Origin of the sequence: Streptomyces sp. TRM68367, from assembly GCF_014495685.1 — a bacterium.
In the GTDB taxonomy this organism is placed as follows: Bacteria; Actinomycetota; Actinomycetes; order Streptomycetales; family Streptomycetaceae; genus Streptomyces.
The window spans coordinates 48326-72048 of the sequence record NZ_JACTVI010000021.1; the positions used below are offsets into that span (position 1 = coordinate 48326).

General features: G+C 69.1%; 20 protein-coding genes. 10 read left to right on the forward strand and 10 right to left on the reverse strand.

Annotated features, from left to right (window positions below; translation table 11 throughout):
* Positions 1-630: 630 nt before the first annotated feature.
* Positions 631-2664: a chromosomal replication initiator protein DnaA gene (dnaA, locus tag H8R17_RS16470; RefSeq protein WP_187823945.1), complete on the reverse strand. Its 2034-nt coding sequence runs from the start codon at positions 2662-2664 to the stop codon at positions 631-633.
* Between the two features lie 381 nt (positions 2665-3045).
* Between dnaA and rpmH the strand changes: the two genes are divergently transcribed.
* The 9 genes from rpmH (at position 3046) to H8R17_RS16515 (ending at position 10045) form a co-directional block, all read left to right on the forward strand.
* The gene (gene rpmH, locus H8R17_RS16475; protein WP_003975051.1) at positions 3046-3183 is read left to right on the forward strand and encodes a 50S ribosomal protein L34; all 138 of its coding nucleotides are present in this window, start codon (positions 3046-3048) and stop codon (positions 3181-3183) included.
* Between the two features lie 21 nt (positions 3184-3204).
* The gene (rnpA, locus tag H8R17_RS16480; RefSeq protein WP_187823946.1) at positions 3205-3576 is read left to right on the forward strand and encodes a ribonuclease P protein component; all 372 of its coding nucleotides are present in this window, start codon (positions 3205-3207) and stop codon (positions 3574-3576) included.
* On the forward strand, positions 3573-3947 hold the full coding sequence (gene yidD / locus H8R17_RS16485; RefSeq protein ID WP_187823947.1) for a membrane protein insertion efficiency factor YidD: 375 nt from the start codon (positions 3573-3575) through the stop codon (positions 3945-3947). The genes rnpA and yidD overlap by 4 nt, the downstream gene beginning before the upstream one ends.
* Before the next feature lie 3 nt (positions 3948-3950).
* Positions 3951-5222: a membrane protein insertase YidC gene (gene yidC, locus H8R17_RS16490; protein WP_187823948.1), complete on the forward strand. Its 1272-nt coding sequence runs from the start codon at positions 3951-3953 to the stop codon at positions 5220-5222.
* 15 nt (positions 5223-5237) lie between these two features.
* Entirely contained in the window at positions 5238-5750 is a 513-nt protein-coding gene (locus H8R17_RS16495) for a R3H domain-containing nucleic acid-binding protein (RefSeq protein WP_187823949.1), read from the forward strand.
* 124 nt (positions 5751-5874) lie between these two features.
* Positions 5875-6591 carry a 16S rRNA (guanine(527)-N(7))-methyltransferase RsmG gene (rsmG, locus tag H8R17_RS16500; protein WP_187823950.1) on the forward strand — a complete coding sequence of 239 codons (717 nt, stop codon included), beginning with the start codon at positions 5875-5877 and terminating at the stop codon, positions 6589-6591.
* Between the two features lie 334 nt (positions 6592-6925).
* The gene (locus tag H8R17_RS16505; RefSeq protein ID WP_187823996.1) at positions 6926-8002 is read left to right on the forward strand and encodes a ParA family protein; all 1077 of its coding nucleotides are present in this window, start codon (positions 6926-6928) and stop codon (positions 8000-8002) included.
* Entirely contained in the window at positions 7999-9096 is a 1098-nt protein-coding gene (locus tag H8R17_RS16510) for a ParB/RepB/Spo0J family partition protein (RefSeq protein ID WP_187823951.1), read from the forward strand. Before H8R17_RS16505 ends, H8R17_RS16510 begins: the two co-directional genes overlap by 4 nt.
* 331 nt (positions 9097-9427) lie before the next feature.
* Positions 9428-10045 (forward strand): GNAT family N-acetyltransferase, encoded by a 618-nt coding sequence (locus H8R17_RS16515; RefSeq protein WP_187823952.1) that lies wholly within the window; start codon positions 9428-9430, stop codon positions 10043-10045.
* Positions 10046-10146: 101 nt separating this feature from the next.
* On the opposite strand, the gene trxA is transcribed toward H8R17_RS16515, so the two are convergent.
* The 7 genes from trxA to H8R17_RS16550 form a co-directional block, all read right to left on the reverse strand.
* Positions 10147-10479: a thioredoxin gene (gene trxA, locus H8R17_RS16520; protein ID WP_187823953.1), complete on the reverse strand. Its 333-nt coding sequence runs from the start codon at positions 10477-10479 to the stop codon at positions 10147-10149.
* 42 nt (positions 10480-10521) lie between these two features.
* The gene (gene trxB / locus H8R17_RS16525) at positions 10522-11490 is read right to left on the reverse strand and encodes a thioredoxin-disulfide reductase (protein ID WP_187823954.1); all 969 of its coding nucleotides are present in this window, start codon (positions 11488-11490) and stop codon (positions 10522-10524) included.
* 218 nt (positions 11491-11708) lie between these two features.
* On the reverse strand, positions 11709-12620 hold the full coding sequence (locus tag H8R17_RS16530; RefSeq protein WP_187823955.1) for an anti-sigma factor: 912 nt from the start codon (positions 12618-12620) through the stop codon (positions 11709-11711).
* Positions 12617-13342, reverse strand: a complete 726-nt coding sequence (sigM, locus tag H8R17_RS16535) for an RNA polymerase sigma factor SigM (RefSeq protein ID WP_187823956.1) — start codon at positions 13340-13342, stop codon at positions 12617-12619. The genes H8R17_RS16530 and sigM overlap by 4 nt, the downstream gene beginning before the upstream one ends.
* 33 nt (positions 13343-13375) lie before the next feature.
* On the reverse strand, positions 13376-15109 hold the full coding sequence (locus H8R17_RS16540; protein ID WP_187823957.1) for a protein kinase family protein: 1734 nt from the start codon (positions 15107-15109) through the stop codon (positions 13376-13378).
* 140 nt (positions 15110-15249) lie between these two features.
* The gene (gene murJ / locus H8R17_RS16545; protein ID WP_187823958.1) at positions 15250-17532 is read right to left on the reverse strand and encodes a murein biosynthesis integral membrane protein MurJ; all 2283 of its coding nucleotides are present in this window, start codon (positions 17530-17532) and stop codon (positions 15250-15252) included.
* Positions 17533-17576: 44 nt separating this feature from the next.
* A complete protein-coding gene (locus H8R17_RS16550) occupies positions 17577-19979 on the reverse strand; it encodes a DUF6049 family protein (RefSeq protein ID WP_187823959.1) in 2403 nt (800 codons plus the stop codon).
* 258 nt (positions 19980-20237) lie between these two features.
* Between H8R17_RS16550 and H8R17_RS16555 the strand changes: the two genes are divergently transcribed.
* Complete coding sequence (locus H8R17_RS16555) at positions 20238-21683, forward strand: CCA tRNA nucleotidyltransferase (RefSeq protein WP_187823960.1); 1446 nt, start codon at positions 20238-20240, stop codon at positions 21681-21683.
* 103 nt (positions 21684-21786) lie between these two features.
* Here H8R17_RS16555 and H8R17_RS16560 read toward each other — a convergent pair whose 3' ends face one another.
* Both H8R17_RS16560 and H8R17_RS16565 read right to left on the reverse strand, forming a co-directional pair.
* The gene (locus tag H8R17_RS16560) at positions 21787-22293 is read right to left on the reverse strand and encodes a hypothetical protein (protein WP_187823961.1); all 507 of its coding nucleotides are present in this window, start codon (positions 22291-22293) and stop codon (positions 21787-21789) included.
* A 125-nt stretch (positions 22294-22418) separates the two neighbouring features.
* On the reverse strand, positions 22419-23681 hold the full coding sequence (locus H8R17_RS16565) for an MFS transporter (protein WP_187823962.1): 1263 nt from the start codon (positions 23679-23681) through the stop codon (positions 22419-22421).
* Positions 23682-23723 lie beyond the last annotated feature (42 nt).

Sequence of the window (23723 nt, forward strand, 5' to 3'; positions counted from 1 at the left end):
TACCGTGGATAACCACGTTTTCCCAGCTCAAGGCGGTAATTTTGTCCACGGGGCCTGTGGGCGGGGGCAGTGGACAACTCAGTCCCGCTGTGGAGAACGGAAAGTTCTGCACACGCCGTGCACAGGGTGAGGCGAGTTCTCCCCAGCGCCGTCCCCAGCTTTACCCATGTTGCCCACAGCCCAACCCGGCAAGTTGGTGTGACGGCTTTCACTCGAGTCGGTGAGGGGGCGCGTCATGTTGCCGAACAGTGGACAGGCATGTGGAGAAGTCGCCTATCGCTGGGGACAACTGACCCCAGCCTGTGGGTTGGTGGTGGACAACTTCGTGCACAGCTTGTGGATCTTCGCTTTGTCCACAGTCTGTGGAGATCGTTTGTCCACGATTCCACAGGCGCCTGAGCTGGCCCGATGGTCTTTCGACAGCACAGCCTGTGGACGCGATCTGGACAACTCCCCAGTCCCCAGGGTGTGGACGCGAGAAAGTCACGGAATCTGTGGAGAGCGCCCGTAACCCGGCAGGTATTCGAACAGCGGGAGACCGCACCATGGAACGGCGGGAGACCGCGCCATGAAGGAGGGCGCCCCCGGATCTCCTCCGGGGGCGCCCTCAGGGACGTGCGTGTGCGGCCGTCAGCCGTTCTTGATGCGGTTGGTGAGCTCGGTGACCTGGTTGTAGATGGAGCGCCGCTCGGCCATCAGATTGCGGATCTTGCGGTCGGCGTGCATCACCGTGGTGTGGTCGCGGCCGCCGAAGAGCGCGCCGATCTTCGGCAGCGACAGGTCGGTCAGCTCGCGGCACAGGTACATGGCGATCTGGCGGGCGGTCACGAGCGCGCGGCCGCGCGAGGTGCCGCACAGGTCCTCGACCGTGAGCCCGAAGTAGTCGGCGGTCGCGCTCATGATGGCCGTCGAGGTGATCTCCGGGGCGGTGTCCTCGCCGCCGGGGATCAGGTCCTTCAGGACGATCTCCGTCAGGCCCAGGTCCACCGGCTGCCGGTTCAGTGAGGCGAACGCCGTCACCCGGATCAGCGCGCCCTCCAGCTCGCGGATGTTGCGCGAGATCCGGGAAGCGATGAACTCCAGCACCTCCGGCGGGGCGTTGAGCTGTTCCTGCACCGCCTTCTTGCGCAGGATCGCGATGCGCGTCTCCAGCTCGGGCGGCTGGACGTCGGTGATCAGGCCCCACTCGAAACGGTTCCGCAGCCGGTCCTCCAGGGTCACCAGCTGCTTGGGCGGCCGGTCGCTGGACAGGACGATCTGCTTGTTGGCGTTGTGGAGGGTGTTGAAGGTGTGGAAGAACTCCTCCTGCGTCGACTCCTTGTCCGCGAGGAACTGGATGTCGTCGACGAGCAGGATGTCCATCTCGCGGTAGCGCTTGCGGAAGCTGTCGCCCTTGCCGTCGCGGATGGAGTTGATGAACTCGTTGGTGAACTCCTCCGAACTCACGTACCGCACGCGCGTGCCGGGGTACAAGCTGCGCGCGTAGTGCCCGATCGCGTGCAGCAGGTGCGTCTTGCCGAGCCCGGACTCCCCGTAGATGAAGAGGGGGTTGTAGGCCTTGGCGGGTGCCTCGGCGACGGCGACCGCGGCCGCGTGTGCGAAGCGGTTGGACGCGCCGATGACGAAGGTGTCGAAGAGGTACTTCGGGTTCAGGCGTGCGGTCGGTTCGCCGGGTCCGGTGGCCGGTGCCGGCTGTGCGGCCAGCGGGCCGGGGGCACCGGTGGTGGGCAGGCTGGAGCCGACGGGGCCGCCGCGGTGGACGTGGCCGGAGCCGGGCGGCGGCTCGGGCAGTTCGCGGCGGGCGTTCTGCTGGTCGTAGTCGCCGCGTGACTGGTCGTAGTCGGAGCGCTGGGAGTCGTACGAGGGCCGCTCCAGCGGCTGCGGGCGGTAATCCTGTGACGGCGGGCCGTACGAGTCCTGGGGTGCCGACGGGTAGCCGTCCTGCGAGGAGGAGTACGTATCCTGCGCCGAGCCGTAGGTGTCCTGGGCGGGCGGGCCGTACTGCTCCTGCGGCGGGGACGCGTATGGGTCGCGCTCCGGGAAGCCGAGGCGCTGCTGCTGCTGCCAGCCGTAGTCGTCCTGTGTCGCGCGCGGCCAGGCGCCGGGTTCGGGGCGCTGGTACTCCGACGGATAGGCGGGCCGGGCGGTGGGGAGCTGGTCGCCGGCGGGACCCGGGAGCTGGTCGGCGCGGTGGCGGCCGTAGCCCTCGTATCCGTTCCGTCCCTCGTATGCGTCGCGGCCTTCGTGGCCGTCGCGGCCCTGGGGGTCACGGACCTGTGCGTCGCGCCTCTCGCGGCTTTGCGGGTCGCGGCTCTGGGAGGGGAGCTCCGGCTCCTCGTAACGCGGCTGGGGGCGTGCGGGGGGTGCCTGTGGGGCGGCGGGCTCGCCGGCGGAGTCGTCGACGGTGATCGCGATGCGGATCGGGCGGCCGCATTCGCGGCTCAGGGTCTCGCTGACGACGGGGGCGAGACGGCCTTCCAGTACGCCTTTCGCAAATTCGTTCGGTACGGCGAGCAGGGCGGTGTCCGCGACCAGCGCGAGCGGCTGGCAGCGCCGGATCCAGTGCTCGTCCTTCGTCTCCACACCCTGGCCACGGCCCTCACCGAGAAGTTGCTCCAGTACTCGTGGCCACACTGCGGCAAGATCGGCAGGTACGTCAGCCACAGGGCACGCTCTCTCACAGGTCCCACGAACGTGTGATGCGGGACGGGTCGGGATTCAAATGGGGTGGAGCCCAGACCAAGGGGTCACGGGAACGAATCGGAGTTAAGCCACGGTAGTCAGGGCGACGGGTGCGGTTCAAGTTGTTGTCCCCAGCCTGTGGATAGTGTCTCGGCGTGACCGCTGGTTTGACCCGATGGCGCAGCCGCGCGTACCGTAACCAGGTCGAGTTGTCGATGGCTGCTGCCGCCTGCCTCCGATGGGCACAGATCATTTGGGTGATCGGTAAGCGGTGCACTCGGGCGTAACGCGAGCTACTCGTGGGCGCACGGTGACAGCCAGGACGGCATCCCGCCACCACCGATTTCAATCTGGAGCCCCCGAGTGAGCAAGCGCACCTTCCAGCCGAACAACCGTCGTCGCGCCAAGACCCACGGCTTCCGGCTGCGTATGCGCACCCGTGCCGGCCGCGCGATTCTCGCGACCCGCCGCAGCAAGGGTCGCGCCCGTCTGTCCGCCTGATCCCGGTCAGGTCATGACGTCGTGCTGCCCACCGAGAACCGGCTGAGGCGGCGCGAGGACTTCGCGACCGCGGTACGACGGGGCCGCAGGGCCGGCCGCCCGAGCCTCGTCGTCCATCTTCGTAGCGGTGCCACGGACCCGCATGCGCCTGGGGAGAGCGCTCCCCCGACGCGTGCGGGTTTCGTCGTGAGCAAGGCCGTCGGCAACGCGGTGGTCCGTAACAAGGTGAAGCGCAGACTTCGCCATCTGATGCGGGACCGAGTCGCCCTTTTGCCGCCCGGTAGCCTGGTAGTCGTACGAGCGCTGCCCGGTGCGGGTGACGCCGACCATGCACAGCTGGCCCGAGACCTGGATGCCGCTCTGCAGCGGCTGCTGGGAGGGGGCGCGCGATGAAGTACCCGCTGCTGGCTTTGATCAAGCTGTACCAGTGGACGATCAGTCCGTTGCTCGGGCCGGTCTGCAAGTACTACCCGTCGTGCTCTCACTACGGCTACACGGCCATCGACCGGTACGGAGCCATCAAGGGCACGGCTCTCACGGCCTGGCGCATCCTGCGGTGCAATCCGTGGTCGCTGGGCGGTGTGGACCATGTTCCGCCGCGCAAGCGCCCGCGGTGGCACGAAATGCTGCGTGACGCCTGGCGTGCACGCAAGGGCGGGCACTCCGCCGCCGAACCGGCCACCGAGGGACAGACTTCTCCCACGAGTCCGTCGACCCCTTCGAGCCCGGCCGCAGAGACCCCGTCCCATGCCCAAGGAGCATGATTAGTGGACACGATTGCCAGCCTCTTCAGCTTCATCACGACACCCGTCTCCTGGGTCATCGTCCAGTTCCACAAGGTGTACGGCGCCCTCTTCGGTGACGACTCCGGGTGGGCCTGGGGCCTGTCCATCGTGTCCCTGGTGATTCTGATCCGTATCTGCCTGATCCCGCTCTTCGTGAAGCAGATCAAGGCGACCCGGGCGATGCAGACGCTGCAGCCCGAGATGAAGAAGATCCAGGAGCGCTACAAGAACGACAAGCAGCGTCAGTCCGAAGAAATGATGAAGCTGTACAAGGAGACGGGCACCAACCCACTCTCCTCGTGCCTTCCCATCCTGGCGCAGTCCCCGTTCTTCTTCGCCCTCTACCACGTGCTCAACAGCATCGCGACCGGCAAGACGATCGGCGTCATCGACGAGCAGTTGCTGGGGAGTGCTCGTCAGGCACACATCTTCGGTGCCCCGCTCGCCGCGAAGTTCACGGACAGCGCCGGCAAGGTCGCCGAGCTCGGTGCCTCCCTCACCGATGTCCGGGTGATCACCGCCGTCATGATCGTCCTGATGTCGGCGTCGCAGTTCTACACCCAGCGCCAGCTGATGACGAAGAACGTCGACACGACGGTGAAGACGCCGTTCATGCAGCAGCAGAAGATGCTGATGTACGTCTTCCCGGTCATGTTCGCCGTCTTCGGCATCAACTTCCCGGTCGGTGTCCTCGTCTACTGGCTGACCACCAACGTGTGGACCATGGGCCAGCAGATGTACGTCATCCACAACAACCCGACCCCGGGTTCGAAGGCCCAGGCCGCCTATCTGGAGCGCCTGCACAAGCACGTCACGCAGCACGGCAAGGTCGGCCGACGCCGTGACAAGGCCATCGTCAAGGCGATCGTTGCCAAGGGCCGCGACCGCAACGAGTACGAGCGGAAGTTCATCAACGGCCTGAGCAAGGCGGGCCTGGCCGCCCAGACCGACGGCACCGTCGAGAAGAGCGACAGCGCGGTCGCCGTACAGACCGAGGACGGTACGCCGGCCACGGCAGCCACCCCCAAGCGTCAGCAGCCCAAGCGCCAGAGCAAGTCCCAGCGCCAGTCAGGCGGCTCGAAGGCGGCCGGCGAACCCACCACCTCGCTGAGCAAGTCCGACGAGCCCGAGGACGCCAAGCCTGCCGGCGCCCCCAAGAAGGCCGCCCAGAAGTCCGGCTCCGGTGGCCGCAGCAAAGCCCAGTCCGGTCAGCGCAAGGGCCCGCAGCGGCCCAAGTCCCCGTCCAAGAAGTAAGAAGGAGTCCATCCCGTGACGGAAGGCACCACCTCCGCCGCTGCCGAGGGTGCAGACACCCTGACTCGCCTGGAGCAGGAAGGCGAGATCGCGGCGGACTACCTGGAGGGCCTGCTCGACATCGCCGACCTCGACGGCGACATCGACATGGACGTCGAGGCCGACCGCGCCTCCGTTTCGATCATCAGTGACACGGGCTCCCGTGACCTGCAGAAGCTGGTCGGCCGTGACGGTGAGGTGCTGGAGGCGCTACAGGAGCTGACCCGCCTGGCCGTGCACCGGGAGACCGGGGACCGCAGCCGTCTGATGCTCGACATCGCCGGCTACCGCGCCCTGAAGCGCGCGGAGCTGTCCGAGCTGGGCGCGAAGGCCGCCGCCGAGGTCAAGAACACCGGCGAGGCCGTGCGGATGAAGCCGATGACGCCGTTCGAGCGCAAGGTCGTGCACGACGCGGTCAAGGCCGCGGGCCTGCGCAGCGAGTCCGAGGGCGAGGAGCCGCAGCGCTTCGTCGTCGTGCTTCCCGCCTGATCGACCCTTACGCCTCACCGGCCCCGTCTGTAGCGCAGGCGGGGCCGAACTTTGTCAGCCTGATAGTTCTGGTGGTTCTGGTGTCGGCGCCCGGTGCGTCGGCGCGTACGGAAGGACGGTCCCCGTGACGGAGGCAGCGGAGCTTCCCCCTGTTCCCGAGCAGGCACGCGAGGTGTTCGGCGAGCGGTTCGCGGATGCGGTCCGGTACGCGGAGCTGCTCGCGCAAGCGGGTGTGCAGCGCGGACTGATCGGGCCGCGTGAGGTTCCGCGTCTGTGGGAGCGGCATCTGCTGAACTGCGCGGTGCTCTCCGAGGTCGTGCCCGAGGGGGTGACCGTGTGCGATGTCGGCTCGGGGGCCGGTCTGCCCGGTATTCCGCTGGCACTCGTCCGCGACGACCTGAAGATCACCCTTCTTGAGCCGCTGCTGCGTCGTACCACTTTCCTGACCGAGGTCGTGGAGCTGCTGGGCCTGGATCATGTGACGGTGGTGCGGGGCCGGGCCGAGGAGGTCATGGGGAAGCTGCCGGCGGTGCACGTGGTGACCGCGCGAGCTGTCGCACCGCTCGACCGCCTCGCCGCATGGGGCATCCCGCTGCTGCGTCCCTACGGCGAGATGCTCGCGCTCAAGGGTGACACTGCCGAGGAGGAGCTCAAGGCCGCGGCCACCGCGCTGAGCAAGCTCGGTGCTGCGGAGACATCGATCCTGCATGTGGGCGAGGGGATTGTGGACCCTCTGTCCACGGTGGTGCGGGTCGAGGTCGGGGAGAGCCCCGGCGGTGTGCGGTTCGCGGCGAAGCGGGCGAAGGCGGCTCGCACTGGTCGCACCCGTCGGCGGCGCTGACTCACACGGGCCGGGCCCGTCGAAGGGCGCTGATCCGTCCTGACGACGAGACGTACTCCACACAAGCTGGCAAACCTACGCATGCCGGAGTGTCGCGACGCTTCGGTCGCAGCCGCTGTGCATCGTGTTTCACGTGAAACGTCGCTCACTGCTGCACGGCATCATCAGTCGCGGCCGCGCTGCTGCCGAACCCCGCGACCGTAAGCCTCTCGGCTCTCTCGGAGAGGACCCTGTTCCCGACGGCACTCCGCCCCCCGTGAGGGGTACGGAGTTGTCCACAGAAGTGGATTTCTCCACAGAACGTCAGGCCTCACTGGTTCACGACCCCGAAGGCATGGGAGGCTCTGTTCATTGCGAGCCTGAAGTCGAGGAGAGTGAATCCTTGCGGTCCGACGCCAACATCGCGGGACCGATGACCGATCCGGTCCCCGGTCCCCGTACCGAGTCGATGGGGGCGGATGTTTCACGTGAAACACCGCCTCCGATGGACGACACTCCCATCGGTCGTGCTGCCCAACTGGCGGTGGAGGCTCTAGGCCGCGCCGGCGAGGGCCTGCCACGGCCCGAGCAGACCCGTGTCATGGTGGTCGCCAACCAGAAAGGTGGCGTGGGCAAGACGACGACGACCGTCAACCTTGCCGCGTCACTGGCCCTGCACGGAGGCCGCGTTCTGGTGATCGACCTTGACCCGCAGGGCAATGCGTCCACGGCCCTGGGGATCGACCATCACGCCGAAGTCCCGTCCATCTACGACGTGTTGGTCGAGAGCAAGCCGCTCTCGGAAGTCGTCCAGCCAGTCCCTGATGTGGAAGGCCTCTTCTGCGCCCCTGCCACGATCGATCTCGCCGGTGCGGAGATCGAGCTGGTGTCCCTGGTGGCGCGGGAGAGCCGGCTGCAGCGTGCCATCCAGGCGTACGAGCAGCCGCTGGACTACATCCTCATCGACTGCCCGCCGTCGCTCGGCCTGCTGACGGTCAATGCGTTGGTCGCGGGCCAGGAGGTCCTGATCCCGATCCAGTGCGAGTACTACGCGCTGGAGGGTCTGGGTCAGCTGCTGCGCAATGTCGACCTGGTGCGGGGCCACCTCAACCCCGCCCTGCACGTGTCGACCATCCTGCTCACCATGTACGACGGCCGGACGCGGCTCGCGTCCCAGGTCGCGGACGAGGTGCGCAACCACTTCGGCGACGAGGTGCTGCGGACGAGCATTCCCCGCTCGGTCCGTATCTCCGAGGCGCCGAGTTATGGGCAGACGGTACTGACCTACGATCCAGGATCGAGCGGTGCCCTCTCCTATCTTGAGGCGGCACGAGAGATCGCGCTGAAGGGCGTCGGCGTCAGTTATGACGCCACGCACGCTCACATCGGCGCACAGCAGAACGATCCGAGCATGGTGGAGGGGACGCAGTGAGTGAGCGACGGAGGGGGCTGGGCCGTGGTCTCGGCGCACTGATCCCTGGCCCGGCAGACAAGTCAGCGGCTCCGGCTGCGACGGGGGATGCCGCTCCCGCGTCCCCCGCGGCGATTCCTGTGCTGTCGACCGACCGTGGGGTGGCCGCGGCGAAGGTGGCCACACTGCCGCCTGTTTCACGTGAAACAGAGGAGCCGCCGGCGAACAGTGCTGCGGCCACGCCCGCGCCTCCCATCGGTGCCCACTTCGCCGAGATCCCCCTCGACGCCATCATGCCGAACCCGCGGCAGCCGCGGGAGGTCTTCGACGACGACGCTTTGGCCGAGCTCGTCACCTCCATCAAGGAGGTCGGCCTCCTCCAGCCGGTCGTCGTCCGGCAGCTGGGCCCTGCGCGCTACGAGCTCATCATGGGCGAGCGCCGCTGGCGGGCCTGCCGCGAGGCCGGGCTGGAGGCCATCCCGGCGATCGTGCGGGCCACGGAGGACGACAAGCTCCTCCTGGATGCCCTCCTGGAGAACCTGCACCGCGCCCAGCTGAACCCCTTGGAAGAGGCGGCCGCCTACGACCAGTTGCTGAAGGACTTCAACTGCACGCACGACCAGCTGGCCGACCGGATCGGACGGTCCCGTCCGCAGGTCTCCAACACCCTGCGTCTGCTGAAGCTCTCTCCGGCGGTCCAGCGCCGGGTCGCCGCCGGAGTGCTCTCCGCGGGGCACGCCCGGGCGCTGCTGTCGGTCGAGGATTCAGAGGAGCAGGACCGGCTGGCCCATCGGATCGTGGCTGAGGGACTCTCGGTGCGGGCCGTCGAGGAGATCGTGACCCTGATGGGGTCGCGGCCGCAGAAGTCCCAGCGGGCCAAGGGGCCGCGGGCCGGCACCCGGGTCTCCCCGGCGCTGACCGATCTGGCGACGCGGCTCTCGGACCGCTTCGAGACCCGGGTGAAGGTCGACCTGGGCCAGAAGAAGGGAAAAATCACCGTCGAGTTCGCCTCTATGGAGGACCTCGAACGGATCCTCAGCTCTCTGGCCCCCGGCGAGGGACCGGTTCTACAGAAGAGCCTCCTGGAAGGCGACTCCGAAGAGACCGAGTCCTGAGCCCCCGGCGGACGGAGCGGTCGATCCGCTCCGCCGGCCGACCACGCGGGCCGTGTCCGGTGCGTACCGGAACACGGCCCGCACTTTGCTTTCATACGGTATCGAGGGAATCGCATCGTGGATACGATGCGATTCGGGTATGGCGCATCCACCTGGCAGTACCTCTGAGTGGGGAGGCAGGGGCCATGCGAACGATGAGCCGCACCGGACTGGTGAGCGCGGGGTTGGGGCTGGGCGCGGTCGGTGGCTTCATCGGCAGCTTGCTCAGGGAACGGAGCGCTCTGACGGCCGCCCACGAAGCGGCGGGAGAAGGAAGCGAGGAACAGCCTTCATGGGGCGTCGGCTCGTACCGCTCACGCTGGACAACCTTCAGGACCTTCCCAAGCGCTGTCGCACGTGTGTCTTCTGGGAGCTGGACCCAGTCAGCGGCGAAGCCGCGGTAAAGGCGGGCACGCCCGCTCTGGAGAAGGAAGCCTGGATCTCCGCGGTCCTGCTGGACTGGGGTTCCTGCGGGCGGGTCGTCTATGTCGACGAGGTGCCGGTGGGGTTCGTGCTCTACGCCCCGCCCGCCTATGTCCCCCGATCGACGGCGTTCCCCACGAGCCCTGTCTCACCGGACGCCGTGCAGCTGATGACCGCGTTCATCGTGCCGGGGTACCAGGGCCAGGGGCTGGGGCGGGTGATGGTCCAGACGGTCGCCAAGGATCTGCTGCGGCGGGGCTTCAAGGCGATCGAGGCCTTCGGGGACGCCCGCTGGAAAGAGCCCGCCTGCGTCCTGCCCGCCGACCATCTGCTGGCCGTGGGCTTCAAGACGGTGCGGCCCCATCCGACGTACCCGCGCCTGCGGCTGGAGCTGCGGTCGACCCTGTCCTGGAAGGAGGACGTGGAGTTGGCACTCGACCGGCTGCTGGGGGCTGTACAGAAGGAGCCGGCACTGAGGCCGCTGTGACGGCTCCGGTACGGCGAATGGGCCAACCCGAGGGGGTTGGCCCATTCGTGTTTCACGTGAAACATCGACCGCCGGTGCGCCGGCTCAGTCGGTCCGGCTGATCACTCGCCGATGAACTGCTCAAGGTCGCGCAAGATCGCGGCCTTCGGCTTCGCGCCCACGATGGTCTTGGCGACCTCGCCGCCCTGGTAGACGTTCAGGGTCGGGATGGACATGACGCCGTACTTGGCGGCCGTACCCGGGTTCTCGTCGATGTTCAGCTTGACGACCTCGATCTGGTCGCCGTACTCGGCGGCGATCGCCTCAAGGGACGGCGCGATCTGGCGGCACGGACCGCACCAGGCGGCCCAGAAGTCCACCAGAACAGGCTTGTCGCTCTTGAGGACGTCCTGCTCGAAGGAGTCGTCGGTCACGTTCTTCAGGGTGCCGGCCACGGCGGGCTCCTTAACTGTTGGTGCGTGGGGCGGACAGGGGGGTCAGACAGAGGTCTTCTCGGGCTCGGGCTTCTCCTCGTCCGCGAGGGCGGCGAGGAAACGCTCGGCGTCGAGAGCGGCGGAACAGCCGGTGCCGGCCGCGGTGATGGCCTGACGGTAGGTGTGGTCGACCACGTCACCGGAGCCGAAGACACCGGTCAGGTTCGTGCGGGTCGAGGGAGCGTCGACCTTCAGGTAGCCCTCCTCGTCCAGCTCCAGCTGGCCCTTGAAGAGCTCGGTGCGCGGGTCGTGGCCGATCGCGATGAACAGGCCCGTTACCGCCAGATCCGACAGCTCGCCGGTCTTGACGTTGCGCAGCTTCAGGCCCGACAGCTTCTGGTCGCCCTGGATCTCGGCCACCTCGCTGTCCCACACGAAGGAGATCTTCGGGTCGGCGAAGGCGCGCTCCTGCATCGCCTTGGAGGCGCGCAGGGTGTCGCGGCGGTGGACGACCGTCACGGACTTGGCGAAGCGGGAGAGGAACGTGGCCTCCTCCATCGCGGTGTCGCCGCCGCCGATCACGGCGATGTCCTGGTCCTTGAAGAAGAACCCGTCACACGTGGCGCACCAGGAGACGCCGCGGCCGGAGAGGGCGTCCTCGTTGGGCAGACCGAGCTTGCGGTGTTGCGAGCCGGTGGCGATGATGATGGCCTTGGCCTGGTGGACCGTGCCCGCGGTGTCGGTGACGGTCTTGATCTCACCGGTCAGGTCGACGGCGACGACATCGTCCGGGACGAGCTCGGCGCCGAAGCGCTCCGCCTGGGCGCGCATGTTGTCCATGAGCTCGGGGCCCATGATGCCGTCCTGGAAGCCCGGGAAGTTCTCCACGTCGGTGGTGTTCATCAGTGCGCCGCCGGCGGTGACGGCACCTTCGAACACCAGTGGCTTCAGCGACGCGCGCGCGGTGTAGAGCGCCGCCGTGTAGCCGGCGGGCCCGGAGCCGATAATGATCACGTTACGGACGTCGCTCACGGCTTGATTCCTCGTCTCTGGGGACTGCGTCGTCGGACCGGTGGGAGCCTCTCTCAGAACTCTCACCCCACCCAACGGATCCTAAGGGGCGCGCATTCCCGCTGTGCCCGGGCACACGAAGACGGCGTCTCACGCACATGAGGACAGCGTCCCGTGTGCCCGCCCGGGGCGATGTCGTACCGGACACCGCCTGGGGCGAACGGGGTGTGGAGGGGCGGTCAGGAGCCCGCGTAGGAGCGCTGCAGGAGAACCTTGGCCGTGGCGGACGAGGGCTTCTTCACGCAGGTCGCATCCACGATGTATGCGGTGACCCGTGTGGCGTCTGAGGCATCCGGCAGCACGACGAGCAGCGCGGCGGTCCCCTTGTAGGTGCCTTCCTCGGTGGCCAGGGCGGCGTCGTTGCGGCCGATGCCCTCGCGGATGCACTCGGGGACGGTGTCTTTGAGGGTGCTGGGGCCCTCGGTGCCCTCGATGCCGAGGCTGTGCGGGGTGCGAGAGCCGTCCGCTGCGCTCTTGCCCTTGGCGAGAAGATCGGTGACCTGCTTTTCCAGCTTCCGCGCCGAGAAGGTGTCCGCCGGAGCGGTCGCGTTGCCGTGCGCCGTATCGCCGGACGGACTGTCGTTGAGGGACGACACGATCACAGAGCTCAGCCCCAGGGCGGCGGCGGTGAACACGGCCCCCAGGACAGCGAGCCTGCGGCGTCCGCGACGTGTGCGCTCCTTGCGGCCCGGACCGGTGGTGGAGGCCCGGGCATGCCCGGACGGGCGATCGGCCGGTGCCGGTGTTTCACGTGAAACATGCCCACCCTCGTCCTCCTCGGAAGCGGAGCGGGATGCACTCAGCAGAGCCGGGGCGTCCTCGGACTCGGCCGCCGTGGCATTCAGCAGGGCCTCCGCAGCGAGGGCCGCGTCAATACGCCCGGCGACGTCGTCGGGCATGCGCGGCGGGCCCGGAAGCGTGCCGAACAGTCCCCGGATCTCCTCCAGCGAGGTGTAGACATCGGCGCACAGCTCGCACTCGTCCAGATGCCGCCGTACGTCGGTGGTGCGGGACGGCGGGAGGATGCCTTCGGCGAGGTCGGAGATCTCCGCGACATCCGGGTGCCCGGCCATGTCGGTCGTCGACGTCACGCTCGCCCACCTCCGCCCTTCACTACAGCTGAGTCACTCGGTCCTGCGTCCTGCGGATCCGCTCGGCGCGGGCCCGCTGCTGATGGGACGGATGTCCCCTGCGTCCGGTTCCGCTCTCCGTCGGGCTTCTCTGCCTCGCTGCCGCTTTCCGGCCGTAGATGCGAGAGGAGCGGCAGGAGTCTGGCTCTGCCGCGGGCGCACCGGCTCTTCACTGTGCCGGTGGGCACGTCGAGGATCCGGGCCGCCTCGGCGACGGGGTAGCCCTGCATGTCCACCAGGACGAGTGCCGCGCGCTGGTCGGGGGGCAGGGTGCTCAGGGCCGCGATGAGCTGGCGGTGCAGATCCTTGCGCTCCGCGGGCGCTGAGGCCGACTCGTGCGGCTCCAGCAACTGATCCAGGCGCTCGGTGTCATCGACCGGCGCGGTCTTCCGGGAGGCAGCCTTGCGGGCGCGGTCCAGGCAGGCGTTCACCGTGATGCGGTGCAGCCACGTCGTGACGGCCGCGTGGCCGCGGAATGTGTGCGCGGCCCGGTAGGCGGAGACGAGAGCGTCCTGCACCGCGTCAGCGGCCTCCTCGCGGTCTCCCAGCGTCCGCAGGGCCACCGCCCAGAGTCGGTCCCGGTGTCGTCGCACGAGCTCACCGAATGCGTCGGGGTCGCCCTCCACATGACGGGTCAGAAGGTCCTGATCGCTTACGTCGCCGTGTGCGGTGTCATCTGCCATCGGGCCTCCTCCGCCCCCTCCCCTCGCGGTCGGTCAGCTACTGCCCTTGAACTGGACATCGGTGACTGCCTGCTTGTAGCCGGCGCTGCTGTAGCCGTCGGCGGGCGCGTTCGGCACGGCCGTGATCCACAGCAGTGCATATCGGGTCTTCAGCGACTTCGAGGCCTTGACCGTGAGAGAGGTGCCGCTGGTGGTGGCGGTTCCGATCTCCTTCATACCGTCGATCCCCGTTGAGGGGGACAGCCCGTCGGTGGCGTAGAGGTGCACGGTCGTGTGGCTCCCGGGATACCGGAGCCCTACCGACGCCGTCGAGATCTCCTTCGTCGAGCCGAGATCGTAGACGATACCCACCCCTGGCTTGTACGGCGCGAGCTCCGGACCTTCGTTGTAGCGCTTCGTGCGCCAGTAGGTGGAGCTGTCGCCGTCGTAGGTACTGTCGACGTCCTGGGGCGCCTGGGCCTCGCCACTGGCGACGTACTCCTGTGCGCCCTGGATCCTGATGGGCTTGACCGGCTTCGTCTTGTCGCCGCTCTTGTCGCCCCCGTCCGTCGTCTGCGTCCGGTTCGTGTCGTCGGACTTGTTGCCCTGTTCCATGAGTGCGTCCGCGAGCTGCCAGCTGCCGAGGCCGAGGGCGGCGATCAGGAGCGCGGACACGGCCCACTTCAGGGCCTGGCCGGTGCGGCTCTGGAGCGGGGGCGGCGGGGTCGGGACCGGTTGGGTGGCGCCCGGGCGGGGCGTCTGGCGGCCGTACGTGCCCTGCTGGTACGTCGTGTGCTGGTAGTCCGGCGGGGCGGTGAACGCGGGCTCCGGCGGGCGGATGCGGGGCATCTCGCCGATCGCCTTCACCACTTCCTCCGGTGTGGTGCACGGCGACTCGTGACGGGACGCGGTGGCGCCGTCGTTGGCGAGCGCGCGCATGGCGAGCTCGGACAGGCCCCGGTGGACGCCGGCGCGCACCTGGTCGGGGGCGATGAGGCCGACGTCCTTGGGCAGGCCCGACAGGCCGTAGGCGTCGCTCTCGTACGGCCAGCGCTGGGTGAGCGCCGCGTACAGCAGGGCGCCGATGGCCTCGGTGTCGGTGCGCTGCGGGGTGTCGGAGCTGATGCCCCGCAGCGCGGCGTTGACAGCCAGTCCGCGGATGCGCCACTGACCGGTCGAGGCGCGCAGCACGGCGTTGGGGTTCAGGCGCAGATGGGCCAGGCCTTCGCGGTGGGCGGCGGCCATGGCGGCGGCGACCTGACTGGCCATCTGATAGGTGTCGTACACCTCCATCGGACCGGAGGCGAGCAGCGTGGTCAGTTCGGTGGCGTCGGGGAGCCACTCGTGGACGACGTAGACGAGGTCATTCTCCTCGACGGCGTCCAGGACCTGGACGAAGCGGGGGTCGCCGAGCAGGGCGGCGGAGCGGGCCGCTGCCAGGACGGAGCGGGCCCGTGCGTGGTCCGCCGGCAGGACGTGGACGCCGACGGCGCGGCGGAGCTTCTCGTCCACGGCTCGCCAGCTGCTGAATCCGTCCAGACGGGTGACGCACTCCTCGAGGCGATAGCGTCTGGCCAGCTTGTGACCGCTGTGCAGTTCGGGCGGTGAGGCCTTCCCGGAACCCCCGGTCTCGGCAGTCCCGGTGCTCTCCTGTGCCTCGTCGCTGTCCGTGTCCCGCTCCCGGTTCTTGGCCACCCCGTCGGCCGTGGACTGGTCCGCCTGTGCGGTCAGCGACTTCTCGCCGCTGTTGTCTGCCACGTCGACGGCAGCCGTGCTCCGTTCCGCCACCGTCGTTCCTGCCTCCCCATCCATTGCGCGCCGTCCGACACCCGTTGCGCGCCGTCCGACGCCGAAACCAATTGTGCCCACAATCCGCCGCTATGCACGACACACGGTGGCGGACGATGGTTGTGCGCCTACCCCCCTTCTCAGCGCCCCAGGCGCCCACGAACCATGCCGACGAGCGAGTTGAGTTCCTCGATGCGCATGCGGCGGGCGGCGACGAAGAAGATTCCGAGCAGTACGGCCCCGCCGGCCAGCAGCGCGGCGAAGGAGCCCGCGACGCCCTGGCCGAGGGTGTGGCCGATGCTGTAGCAGGCGGCGCCGCTCAGCACGGCGGCCGGCACCGAGGCGATGCACAGCCGGGCGTACGTCCGCAGGACGCGGGCGCCGTCGAGGTCGCTGCTCAGCCGCTTGCGCAGCCGCTGCCAGGCGACGCCCACGCCGATCGCGTAGGCCAGGCCGTACGAGGCGGCCATCCCGACGACCGCCCAGCGGGCCGGGATCAGGAAGAAGCACAGGGCGGAGGCGCTGGCGTTGACGGCGGCCACGATGACCGTGTTGTAGAAGGGGGTGCGGGTGTCCTCGTAGGCGTAGAACGCGCGCAGGACGACGTACTGCACGGAGTACGGGATCAGGCCGAGGCCGAAGGCCATCAGCATGAAGCCCATGTTGGTGGCCTCGCTGGTGCCCGAGGAGCCGAAGATCAGCGTGCACATCGGGATGCCGAGCGAGAGGAAGCCGAAGGAGATCGGCACGATCGCGACGGCCGTCGTGCGCAGGCCCTGGGAGATGTCGTCACGGACGGCGCCGGAGTCGTCCTCGGCCGCCGAGCGCGAGAGGCGGGGCAACAGGGCGGCCATCAGGGAGACGGTGATGATGGCCTGTGGCAGGCCCCAGATCAGCTGGGCGTTGGCGTAGGCGGCGAAGCCGGTGCCGTCGACGGGCGACTCCTTGCCGGCCGCGGTGGACAGCTGGGTGACGACAACCGCGCCGGCCTGGTTGGCGAGGACGAACAGGACGGTCCACTTGGCGAGCGTCACGGCCTTGCCGAGGCCCTGGCCCTTCCAGTCGAAGCGCAGCCGCAGCCGGAAGCCGGTTTCGCGCAGGTACGGGATCATCGCCAGGGCCTGTACGACGAGGCCGAGCAGCACACCGACGCCGAGCAGCCGCTGGCCCTCCGGCGGGATGCTCGTGACCCTCATGCCCGAGTCCGCGGCGGTGCCGTAGACATAGATGAACATGCCCAGCGTCACGATGATGACGATGTTGTTGAGGACCGGGGTCCACATCATCGGGCCGAACTTGCCGCGGGCGTTGAGGATCTGACCCATCACCACATGGACGCCCATGAAGAAGATTGAGGGCAGGAAGTACCGCACGAAGGTGATGCCGACCTCGTTGGCGGCCGGGTCGCTGGCGACGGGGTCGGACAGCAGGCGGATCAGGATCGGCGCGCCGAAGATCGACAGCGCGGTGAGCGTGCCGAGCGCCACCATGACGAGGGTCAGCAGGCGGTTGGCGTACGCCTCGCCGCCGTCCTCGTCCTCCTTCATGGCGCGCACGAGCTGCGGCACGAAGACGGAGTTGAGGCCGCCGCCGACGGTCAGGATGTAGATCATGGTCGGCAGCTGGTAGGCGACCTGGAAGGTGTCGCCGAGGAGGCCGACGCCCAGTGCCGAGACGATCAGCGCGGAACGGATGAAGCCGGTGAGGCGGGAGACCATCGTGCCGGCCGCCATCACGGCGCTGGACTTCAGCAGGCCGGCGGCGCGGCCGCCCTTCTTCGGAGCGACGGCTGCGGGTGCGGGTGCGGCGGCCGGAACCTCGGCCGCGGGAGAAGGCGCGGCCTGCGGATACGGGCCCGGGGCCGGCGCCGGGGACGGGCCCGGGACCGACGGGGGCTGGTGGGGCGGGTACGTGCCGCTCTGCTGCGCGCCCGGGTATCCGCCGCCCTGCTGCTGGTCTCTGAACAGATGAGCGAAGGCGTCCGGTTCGTGGCGCTGGTCTCCGGAGTGGGTGACCAGGTCGTCCACGCCCACGAACTGGGTCGTGCGGGGGTCGTCGCCGTAGGGCAGGTACTGCGTGGGGCCCTCCGGCTCCGGCGCCGGGGTCTGGGCCCACACCCGGGGGTCCGGGGCGTACGGTGACTGCGGCGGCCGGCCGTACAGCGGCTGCTGCGGGTACGTGCCCGGAGGCGGCGGGGGGTGCGCGGCGCGGTCGTAGAGCGCCTCGGCGACCGGGTCCTGGGCGGAGAGGTCCTGCGCCCGGTAAGGGTCCTGGTCGTAGGCGTCCTGGAGGTACATGTCCGCGGGCGGCTGCGGCGGCACCTGGCCGGGCTCGGCCGCCGGACCTCCGGGCTGGCCCTGCTCGGGGTAGCCCGAGGGCGGCCCGGCGGCCTCGCCGCGGTCACCGTCGTACGGCGCGTTCATGGTTACCCCACCTCATCGTCCCGGGCCCACCGGCCACGACATCCTCAACGGTCCACTCTCTCACCCGTGCCGGACGGGTCGGCGCTTTCCACTGCGGTGTTCGGTGTCGGGTCACTCGGCTGCTCGGGGTCATCTGCCCGTGCGTCTGCCGCGGACTCCTCCCTCAGACGTTCTGCGGGGTCTTCCGGGTTCTCCGGTCCTTCGGCGGCCGTGCCCGCCGAGCCGGGGCCGTCCCCCTCGGCCTCGCGGGCGGCGGCGCGCTTGCGCTGGGTGTACATCCGGAAGCCGGCGAGGGCGAGCAGCAGGACGCCGCCGCCGATGACCAGCATCACCGTGACGGTGATCTCGGTGACCCGCACGTCGAAGGTGACGGGCTTGCCGTACGCCCGGCCGTCCTGGGTGTACAGCTGGGCGACCACCGTGGCCCGGCCGTTGGCGTTGGCCGACGTGGTGAACTTCACTGACTGGCTGTGGCCGCCGTTGACCGCGACGCGCTGCTCCTCGTAGGCGGCGTCACCGATCTTGAGGCGGGTCGGGTTCTTCGAGCTGAGCCGCAGCACGAGGTGCTCGACGCCCTGCACCAGATTGTTCTGCACGGTCACGGGGATGGTGGCGCTGCGGCCGGAGAGCTTCGTCTCCGACTTCGGGATCAGCCGGACCTGGCTGGCGAGGTCGTCGAGGTAGGACTCCACACCCGAGCGGAAGCTGCTCGCCTCGCTGCCGTGCCCCCGCCACGACGTGGACATCTCACGGTTCATGGCTCGCCCGAAGGGGGTCACGACCCGGGACTCGTTGCTGAGGATCACCTTGAAGTTGTCGAGCTTGTCCTGCGTGCGCGCGATCTGGCCGAACGCCCGCCGGGGCAGCGACTGCTTGCGCAGCGAGGAGGGGTACGCGGAGGCCGGCGGCACCTTCGTGGTGGCACCGGGATCCGGCTTGGCCCTGGCGGCGGCGGTGAGGTCCTGGGACTCCGACCAGGTCCCCTGCTGGAGGGCGGTCAGGGCCTGGGCCATCGCCTGGGCCTGGCTCGCGGTCGGCATGCGCTGCGGGGCGACGACGACGCTGCGCTGCTTGTCGGTCTGCAGGTCGAGCGTCAGGCTCTGGGCGAGGAACCGCTGCACCGCGAGCGTGGCGGACGAGGCCCGGGTCAGGTCGCCCTGGAACGCCGTCGACATGCGGGCGTCCGCCACGACCGCCGTCGTGCCGCCGCCGATGGGGCGGGCCGCGGAGGGCGTGTACGGCAGGCCGCCGGTCTCCCGGAGGCTGTCACTGCGGGCGATCACCTTGTCGGCGCCCGCGGAGGTGGCGACTTTGACGATGGACGGGTCGATCGCGCCGTTCACCGGCCAGGCGAAGTCGGTGACGGGTGTCACGTGGAGGATCGTCGCCACCGTGTTGACGATCACGTCCGTGGCGCTCTTGAGCTGGCTCAGCGAGCCGGTGACGTTCGTGCCGTTGTGGGCGAGGGAGGCGAGGTCGGGGTCGGCGAACGGCAGGGCGACGATCTCCTTGCCGGCCACCGCCTGCTGGAGCTCGGCGAGCCACCGCTTGGCGATCGCCTGGTGGGTGCCGGGCGTGGTGGTGCCGTTCTCGCCGCGGATCCGGTAGCCGCGCGTCATCGCGTCGACGGAGGCCAGCAGGTCCGGGTCGACCACCCAGGTGATGTTGAGATCCTCGCCCAGCTGCACCATCTGGTCCAGACGGCCGCCCGGGGCGATTTCCTCGGCGAGGTCGTCGTTGCGGAAGACCGGCGTCTGCTGTTCGTTCGATCCCGTCTCCGCCGTCATGTGGACGCTGGAGATGAGCGGCCACAGATACGTCGTCTTCGTCCTGGTGTCGGCCTCGTCCGGCTGGTACGGCAGGAACGTCCGCTGGACGCCGAGGACCTGGTTCCACGGCTGCGCGGACGTCTCTCCCGACAGGGACACGGCGAGCTGGTAGACGCCGTCCTGCCCGAGGTCCAGCTCGTCGACCGGCACGGAGATACTGAAGGGCTGTGCGACGCCCGGGGTGAGCCTGGAGAACTTCGTGACGTACTTGCCGCCGATCTCCGGGCCGGCGGCGCCCTGGACGTCGTCGCCGTCTCTGGCGATGTCGTCGATGCCCGAGCGGGTGGTGAGCCTGGGGCCCACGCGCAGGCCCACATGGGCGTCGGTGACGTTCTGCTTGCCGTTGTTGGTCACCGTGCCCGAGACGGTCAGCGTGTCGCTGTCGGTGGGGGCGGACGGGGTGAGGGTGTCGACCGAGACGGACACCGAGCCGGAGCGCGCGGCGGCCTGTGTGGCGGTCTGCACGCTGCCCTGACCTGCGGCGTCCGCCGGCGTCGCGGCGGGCAGCTGGAGCAGTCCGGCCAGCAGGGGCGCCCCGGCGAGCAGCGCTCCGGTGCGCCGCAGCCACCGGCGGGCAGGTGAGGGACTCGTCCCCGGGAAGTCTGCCGCCTCGGCCACGCGTTCGCCCGTCCCTCGTCGTCGTCAGTGGTCGTCGGAATGTGCGTCCACGCATGGTAACGATGCGGGCTGGGGGGAAGTGCCGCGGAGTGCTCTACAAGATCAGGGGACGGCGGCGGGGTGTCCCGTATGTCTCCCTATAAAGGGGAGCGGTTTCGTCCGTCGCAAGGGCAGGTCTTGTGTGTGTATCCGCCGAGGTGTCCGCAGGTCGTTAATGGGTGCGCTGGCGGTCACCCGGGCCACGTACCCTTTTCTGTTGTGCCGAACGCCAACGAAGACAACCTCAGTGCCCTGAGCCAGGTGCAGCACCGCGCGGTCAGTGAACTGCTGCGGGTCGCCCCCGTCGCCGACGACCTCGCCCGCCGCTTCCAGGAGGCCGGGTTCTCGCTCGCCCTGGTCGGCGGCTCGGTCCGGGACGCGCTGCTTGGCAGGCTCGGCAACGACCTGGACTTCACGACCGACGCCCGGCCCCAGGACGTGCTCAAGATCGTGCGCCCGTGGGCGGACGCCGTCTGGGAGGTCGGGATCGCCTTCGGCACGGTCGGGGCGCAGAAGGGTGGCTACCAGATCGAGGTCACCACCTACCGGTCGGAGGCGTACGACCGGACCTCGCGCAAGCCGGACGTGTCGTACGGCGACTCCATCGAGGAGGACCTCGTGCGGCGTGACTTCACCGTGAACGCGATGGCCGTCGCGCTGCCGGAGAAGGAGTTCGTCGATCCGTACGGCGGGCTCGACGACCTCGCGGCGCGCGTGATGCGTACTCCGGGCACGCCCGAGGCGTCCTTCTCCGACGATCCCCTGCGCATGCTGCGGGCCGCGAGGTTCGCGGCCCAGCTCGACTTCGAGGTGGCTCCCGAGGTCGTCACCGCCATGAAGGAGATGGCCGGACGCATCGAGATCGTCTCCGCCGAGCGGGTGCGGGACGAGCTGAACAAGCTGATCCTGTCCGCGTATCCGCGCAAGGGCCTGTCGCTGCTGGTCGACACCGGACTCGCCGATCACGTCCTCCCGGAGCTGCCGGCGCTGCGCCTGGAGAGCGACGAGCACCACCGGCACAAGGACGTCTACGAGCACACGCTGATCGTTCTCGAGCAGGCGATGGCGCTGGAGGACGTGGGCCCCGACCTGACGCTGCGCCTGGCCGCGCTGCTGCACGACATCGGCAAGCCGCGCACGCGCCGCTTCGAGAAGGACGGCCGGGTCTCGTTCCACCACCACGAGGTGGTCGGGGCGAAGATGACCAAGAAGCGCATGTCCGCGCTGAAGTACTCCAACGAGCTGGTGAAGGACGTCTCCCGGCTGGTCGAACTCCACCTGCGCTTCCACGGGTACGGCACGGGTGAGTGGACGGACTCCGCGGTGCGCCGCTACGTCCGGGACGCGGGCCCTCTCCTTGACCGCCTGCACAAGCTGACCCGCTCGGACTGTACGACGCGCAACAAGCGCAAGGCGGCCGCGCTGTCCCGCGCCTACGACGGCCTGGAGGAGCGCATCGCCAAGCTCCAGGAGCAGGAAGAACTGGACGCGATCCGCCCCGACGTCGACGGCAACCAGATCATGGAGATCCTCGGCATCAAGCCCGGCCCGGTTGTCGGCCGTGCCTACCAGCACATGCTGGAGCTTCGCCTGGAGAACGGGCCGATGGAGCATGACGCCGCGGTGGCGGCGCTCAAGGAGTGGTGGGCCGAGCAGCAGAACTGAGGCCGTGAAACGGGGTCATGTTTCACGTGAAACATGACCCCGGCCGGACACGCACAGGGGCGGTGTTTCACGTGAAACACCGCCCTCACCCATGGAGTGCGTCCTACTTGACCTGCTTCAGGCAGAGCACGACATCGTGGTTGTCGCCCTTCTGGTAGTACGCGATCTCGGCTTCCTTGACGGCCTTGCACTTGCTGTCGTTGCTGGTGTTGTCGAACTTTGCGACGACTTCGAACTGGGCGTCGCTGGAAGTGCAGTCGACCGACTTGAGGTCGGGCGAAGTCTGCGTACCCTCGTTGTGCATGCAACTGCCCACGGAGGTGGTCTCGGCGTCGCTCTGGCTGAAGTACCACTTGCCGGCGGCCATGGCTATCGCGACGACGATGAGTGCGACGATCCGCAGGACCTTCTTGCTGACGCGCCGGGTCGGAGCGGGCGGAGGGACGGGAGCTCCCTGGAACGGAGCTGCGCCGCCCTGCTGGGGGAACCCCGGCTGACCGGGCTGCTGGGGGTAGCCGCCCTGGGGCGGGTACGGGGCCTGGCCCTGGGGCTGGCCGTAGGGCTGCTGGCCCTGTGCGAACGGGTTGCCCTGGGGCGGCGGAGTGGTCACTTGGGGGTCCCCCTCGAAACATAGGTGAGTGGCGCGAACAGAGCGCCATATGTGACGCAGGTAAAGTACCGGCCACTACTGACAACGCTGTAACTCAGAGGGACTCTGTGTCGTTGATGTGACACTTACTGCCGCTCATAACGGGCCATAGCCACAGCAACCGACCCGTAGATAACGGCGACGGTGACAACCAGCGGCACCGACCGGCCGTCCGGCGGCAGCATCAGGGCGGCCACTCCGGCCGCGCCGACGAACGCGAGGTTGAACAGGACGTCGTAGACCGAGAAGATCCGGCCACGGAAGCCGTCCTCGACCGAGGACTGCACGATCGTGTCCGTGGCGATCTTCGCGCCCTGCGTGGTCAGGCCCAGGACGAACGCCGCGACGAGCAGCGGCGCCGTGGCGAACGGCAGACCGAGGGCCGGCTCCAGCACCGCTGCCGCGGCGGCGCACACGGCGATCCACCGGCCGGGTCCGAGCAGTCCCGCCGCCCAGGGCGTGATCACGGCCGCCGCGAAGAATCCGGCCCCCGAGACCCCCACCGCGAGCCCCAGCAGGGCCAGCCCTTCGTCGGTCGTCGATGTCAGCGCGTACCGGCACAGCATCAGCACCATGACGAGCAGCGCGCCGTAGCAGAACCGCATCAGCGTCATCGCTGCGAGCGCCCAGGCGGCCTCCCGGCGCGCCGGCCCGCCCAGATGCCGTACGCCTGCCACCAGGTCACGCGCGGTGCCGGAGAGGGCCGCCGCGAGCCGGGGCCGGACCAACTCGGGCTCGGGTCCCAGCAGTTCCCGCGCCATGCGCAGCGACATCAGTGCCGCGCACAGGTAGAGCACCGCCCCCACCAGCAGCACGGCGGCATCGGAGTCCGCGATCAGGATCCGTACCACGAAAGCGATGCCGCCGCCGGCCGTCGCGGCGAGAGTTCCCGCGGTCGGGGAGAGGGAGTTGGCGATCACCAGGCGCTCGGCGTCGACCACCCGCGGCAGCGAGGCGGACAGACCGGCGAGGACGAACCGGTTGACGGCGGTGACGCACAGAGCGGAGAGATAGAGGAGCCAGTCCGGGACCTGGCTGAGGAGCAGCAGGGCCGTCGCGGAGGCCAGCAGGGCGCGCAGCAGGCTGCCGTACAGCAGGACCTGGCGGCGGCGCCAGCGGTCCAGGAAGACTCCGGCGAAGGGGCCCACCAGGGAGTACGGGAGCAGCAGGACCGCCATCGCGGAGGCGATCTCGGCGGCCGAGGCCTGCCTCTCCGGCGAGAAGACGACATGGGCGGCGAGCGCAACCTGGTAGACGCCGTCGGCGCCCTGGGAGAGCAGCCGTACGGCGAGCAGACGTCGGAAGTTCCGGAAGCGGAGCAGGACGCGCAGATCGCGGACGACGGCCATGGGGCACAGCCTCACATACGGGGAGGGTTCCCGGGCCATACG

Bases quoted from the DNA above. Each gene is read 5' to 3' on its own strand.
- H8R17_RS16505 (WP_187823996.1), top strand. From the start codon at position 6,926: ATGGGAGGCTCTGTTCATTGCGAGCCTGAAGTCGAGGAGAGTGAATCC.
- H8R17_RS16515 (WP_187823952.1), top strand. From the start codon at position 9,428: ATGGGGCGTCGGCTCGTACCGCTCACGCTGGACAACCTTCAGGACCTT.
- H8R17_RS16565 (WP_187823962.1), bottom strand. From the start codon at position 23,681: ATGGCCGTCGTCCGCGATCTGCGCGTCCTGCTCCGCTTCCGGAACTTC.
- murJ (WP_187823958.1), bottom strand. From the start codon at position 17,532: ATGAACGCGCCGTACGACGGTGACCGCGGCGAGGCCGCCGGGCCGCCC.
- yidD (WP_187823947.1), top strand. From the start codon at position 3,573: ATGAAGTACCCGCTGCTGGCTTTGATCAAGCTGTACCAGTGGACGATC.
- sigM (WP_187823956.1), bottom strand. From the start codon at position 13,342: ATGGCAGATGACACCGCACACGGCGACGTAAGCGATCAGGACCTTCTG.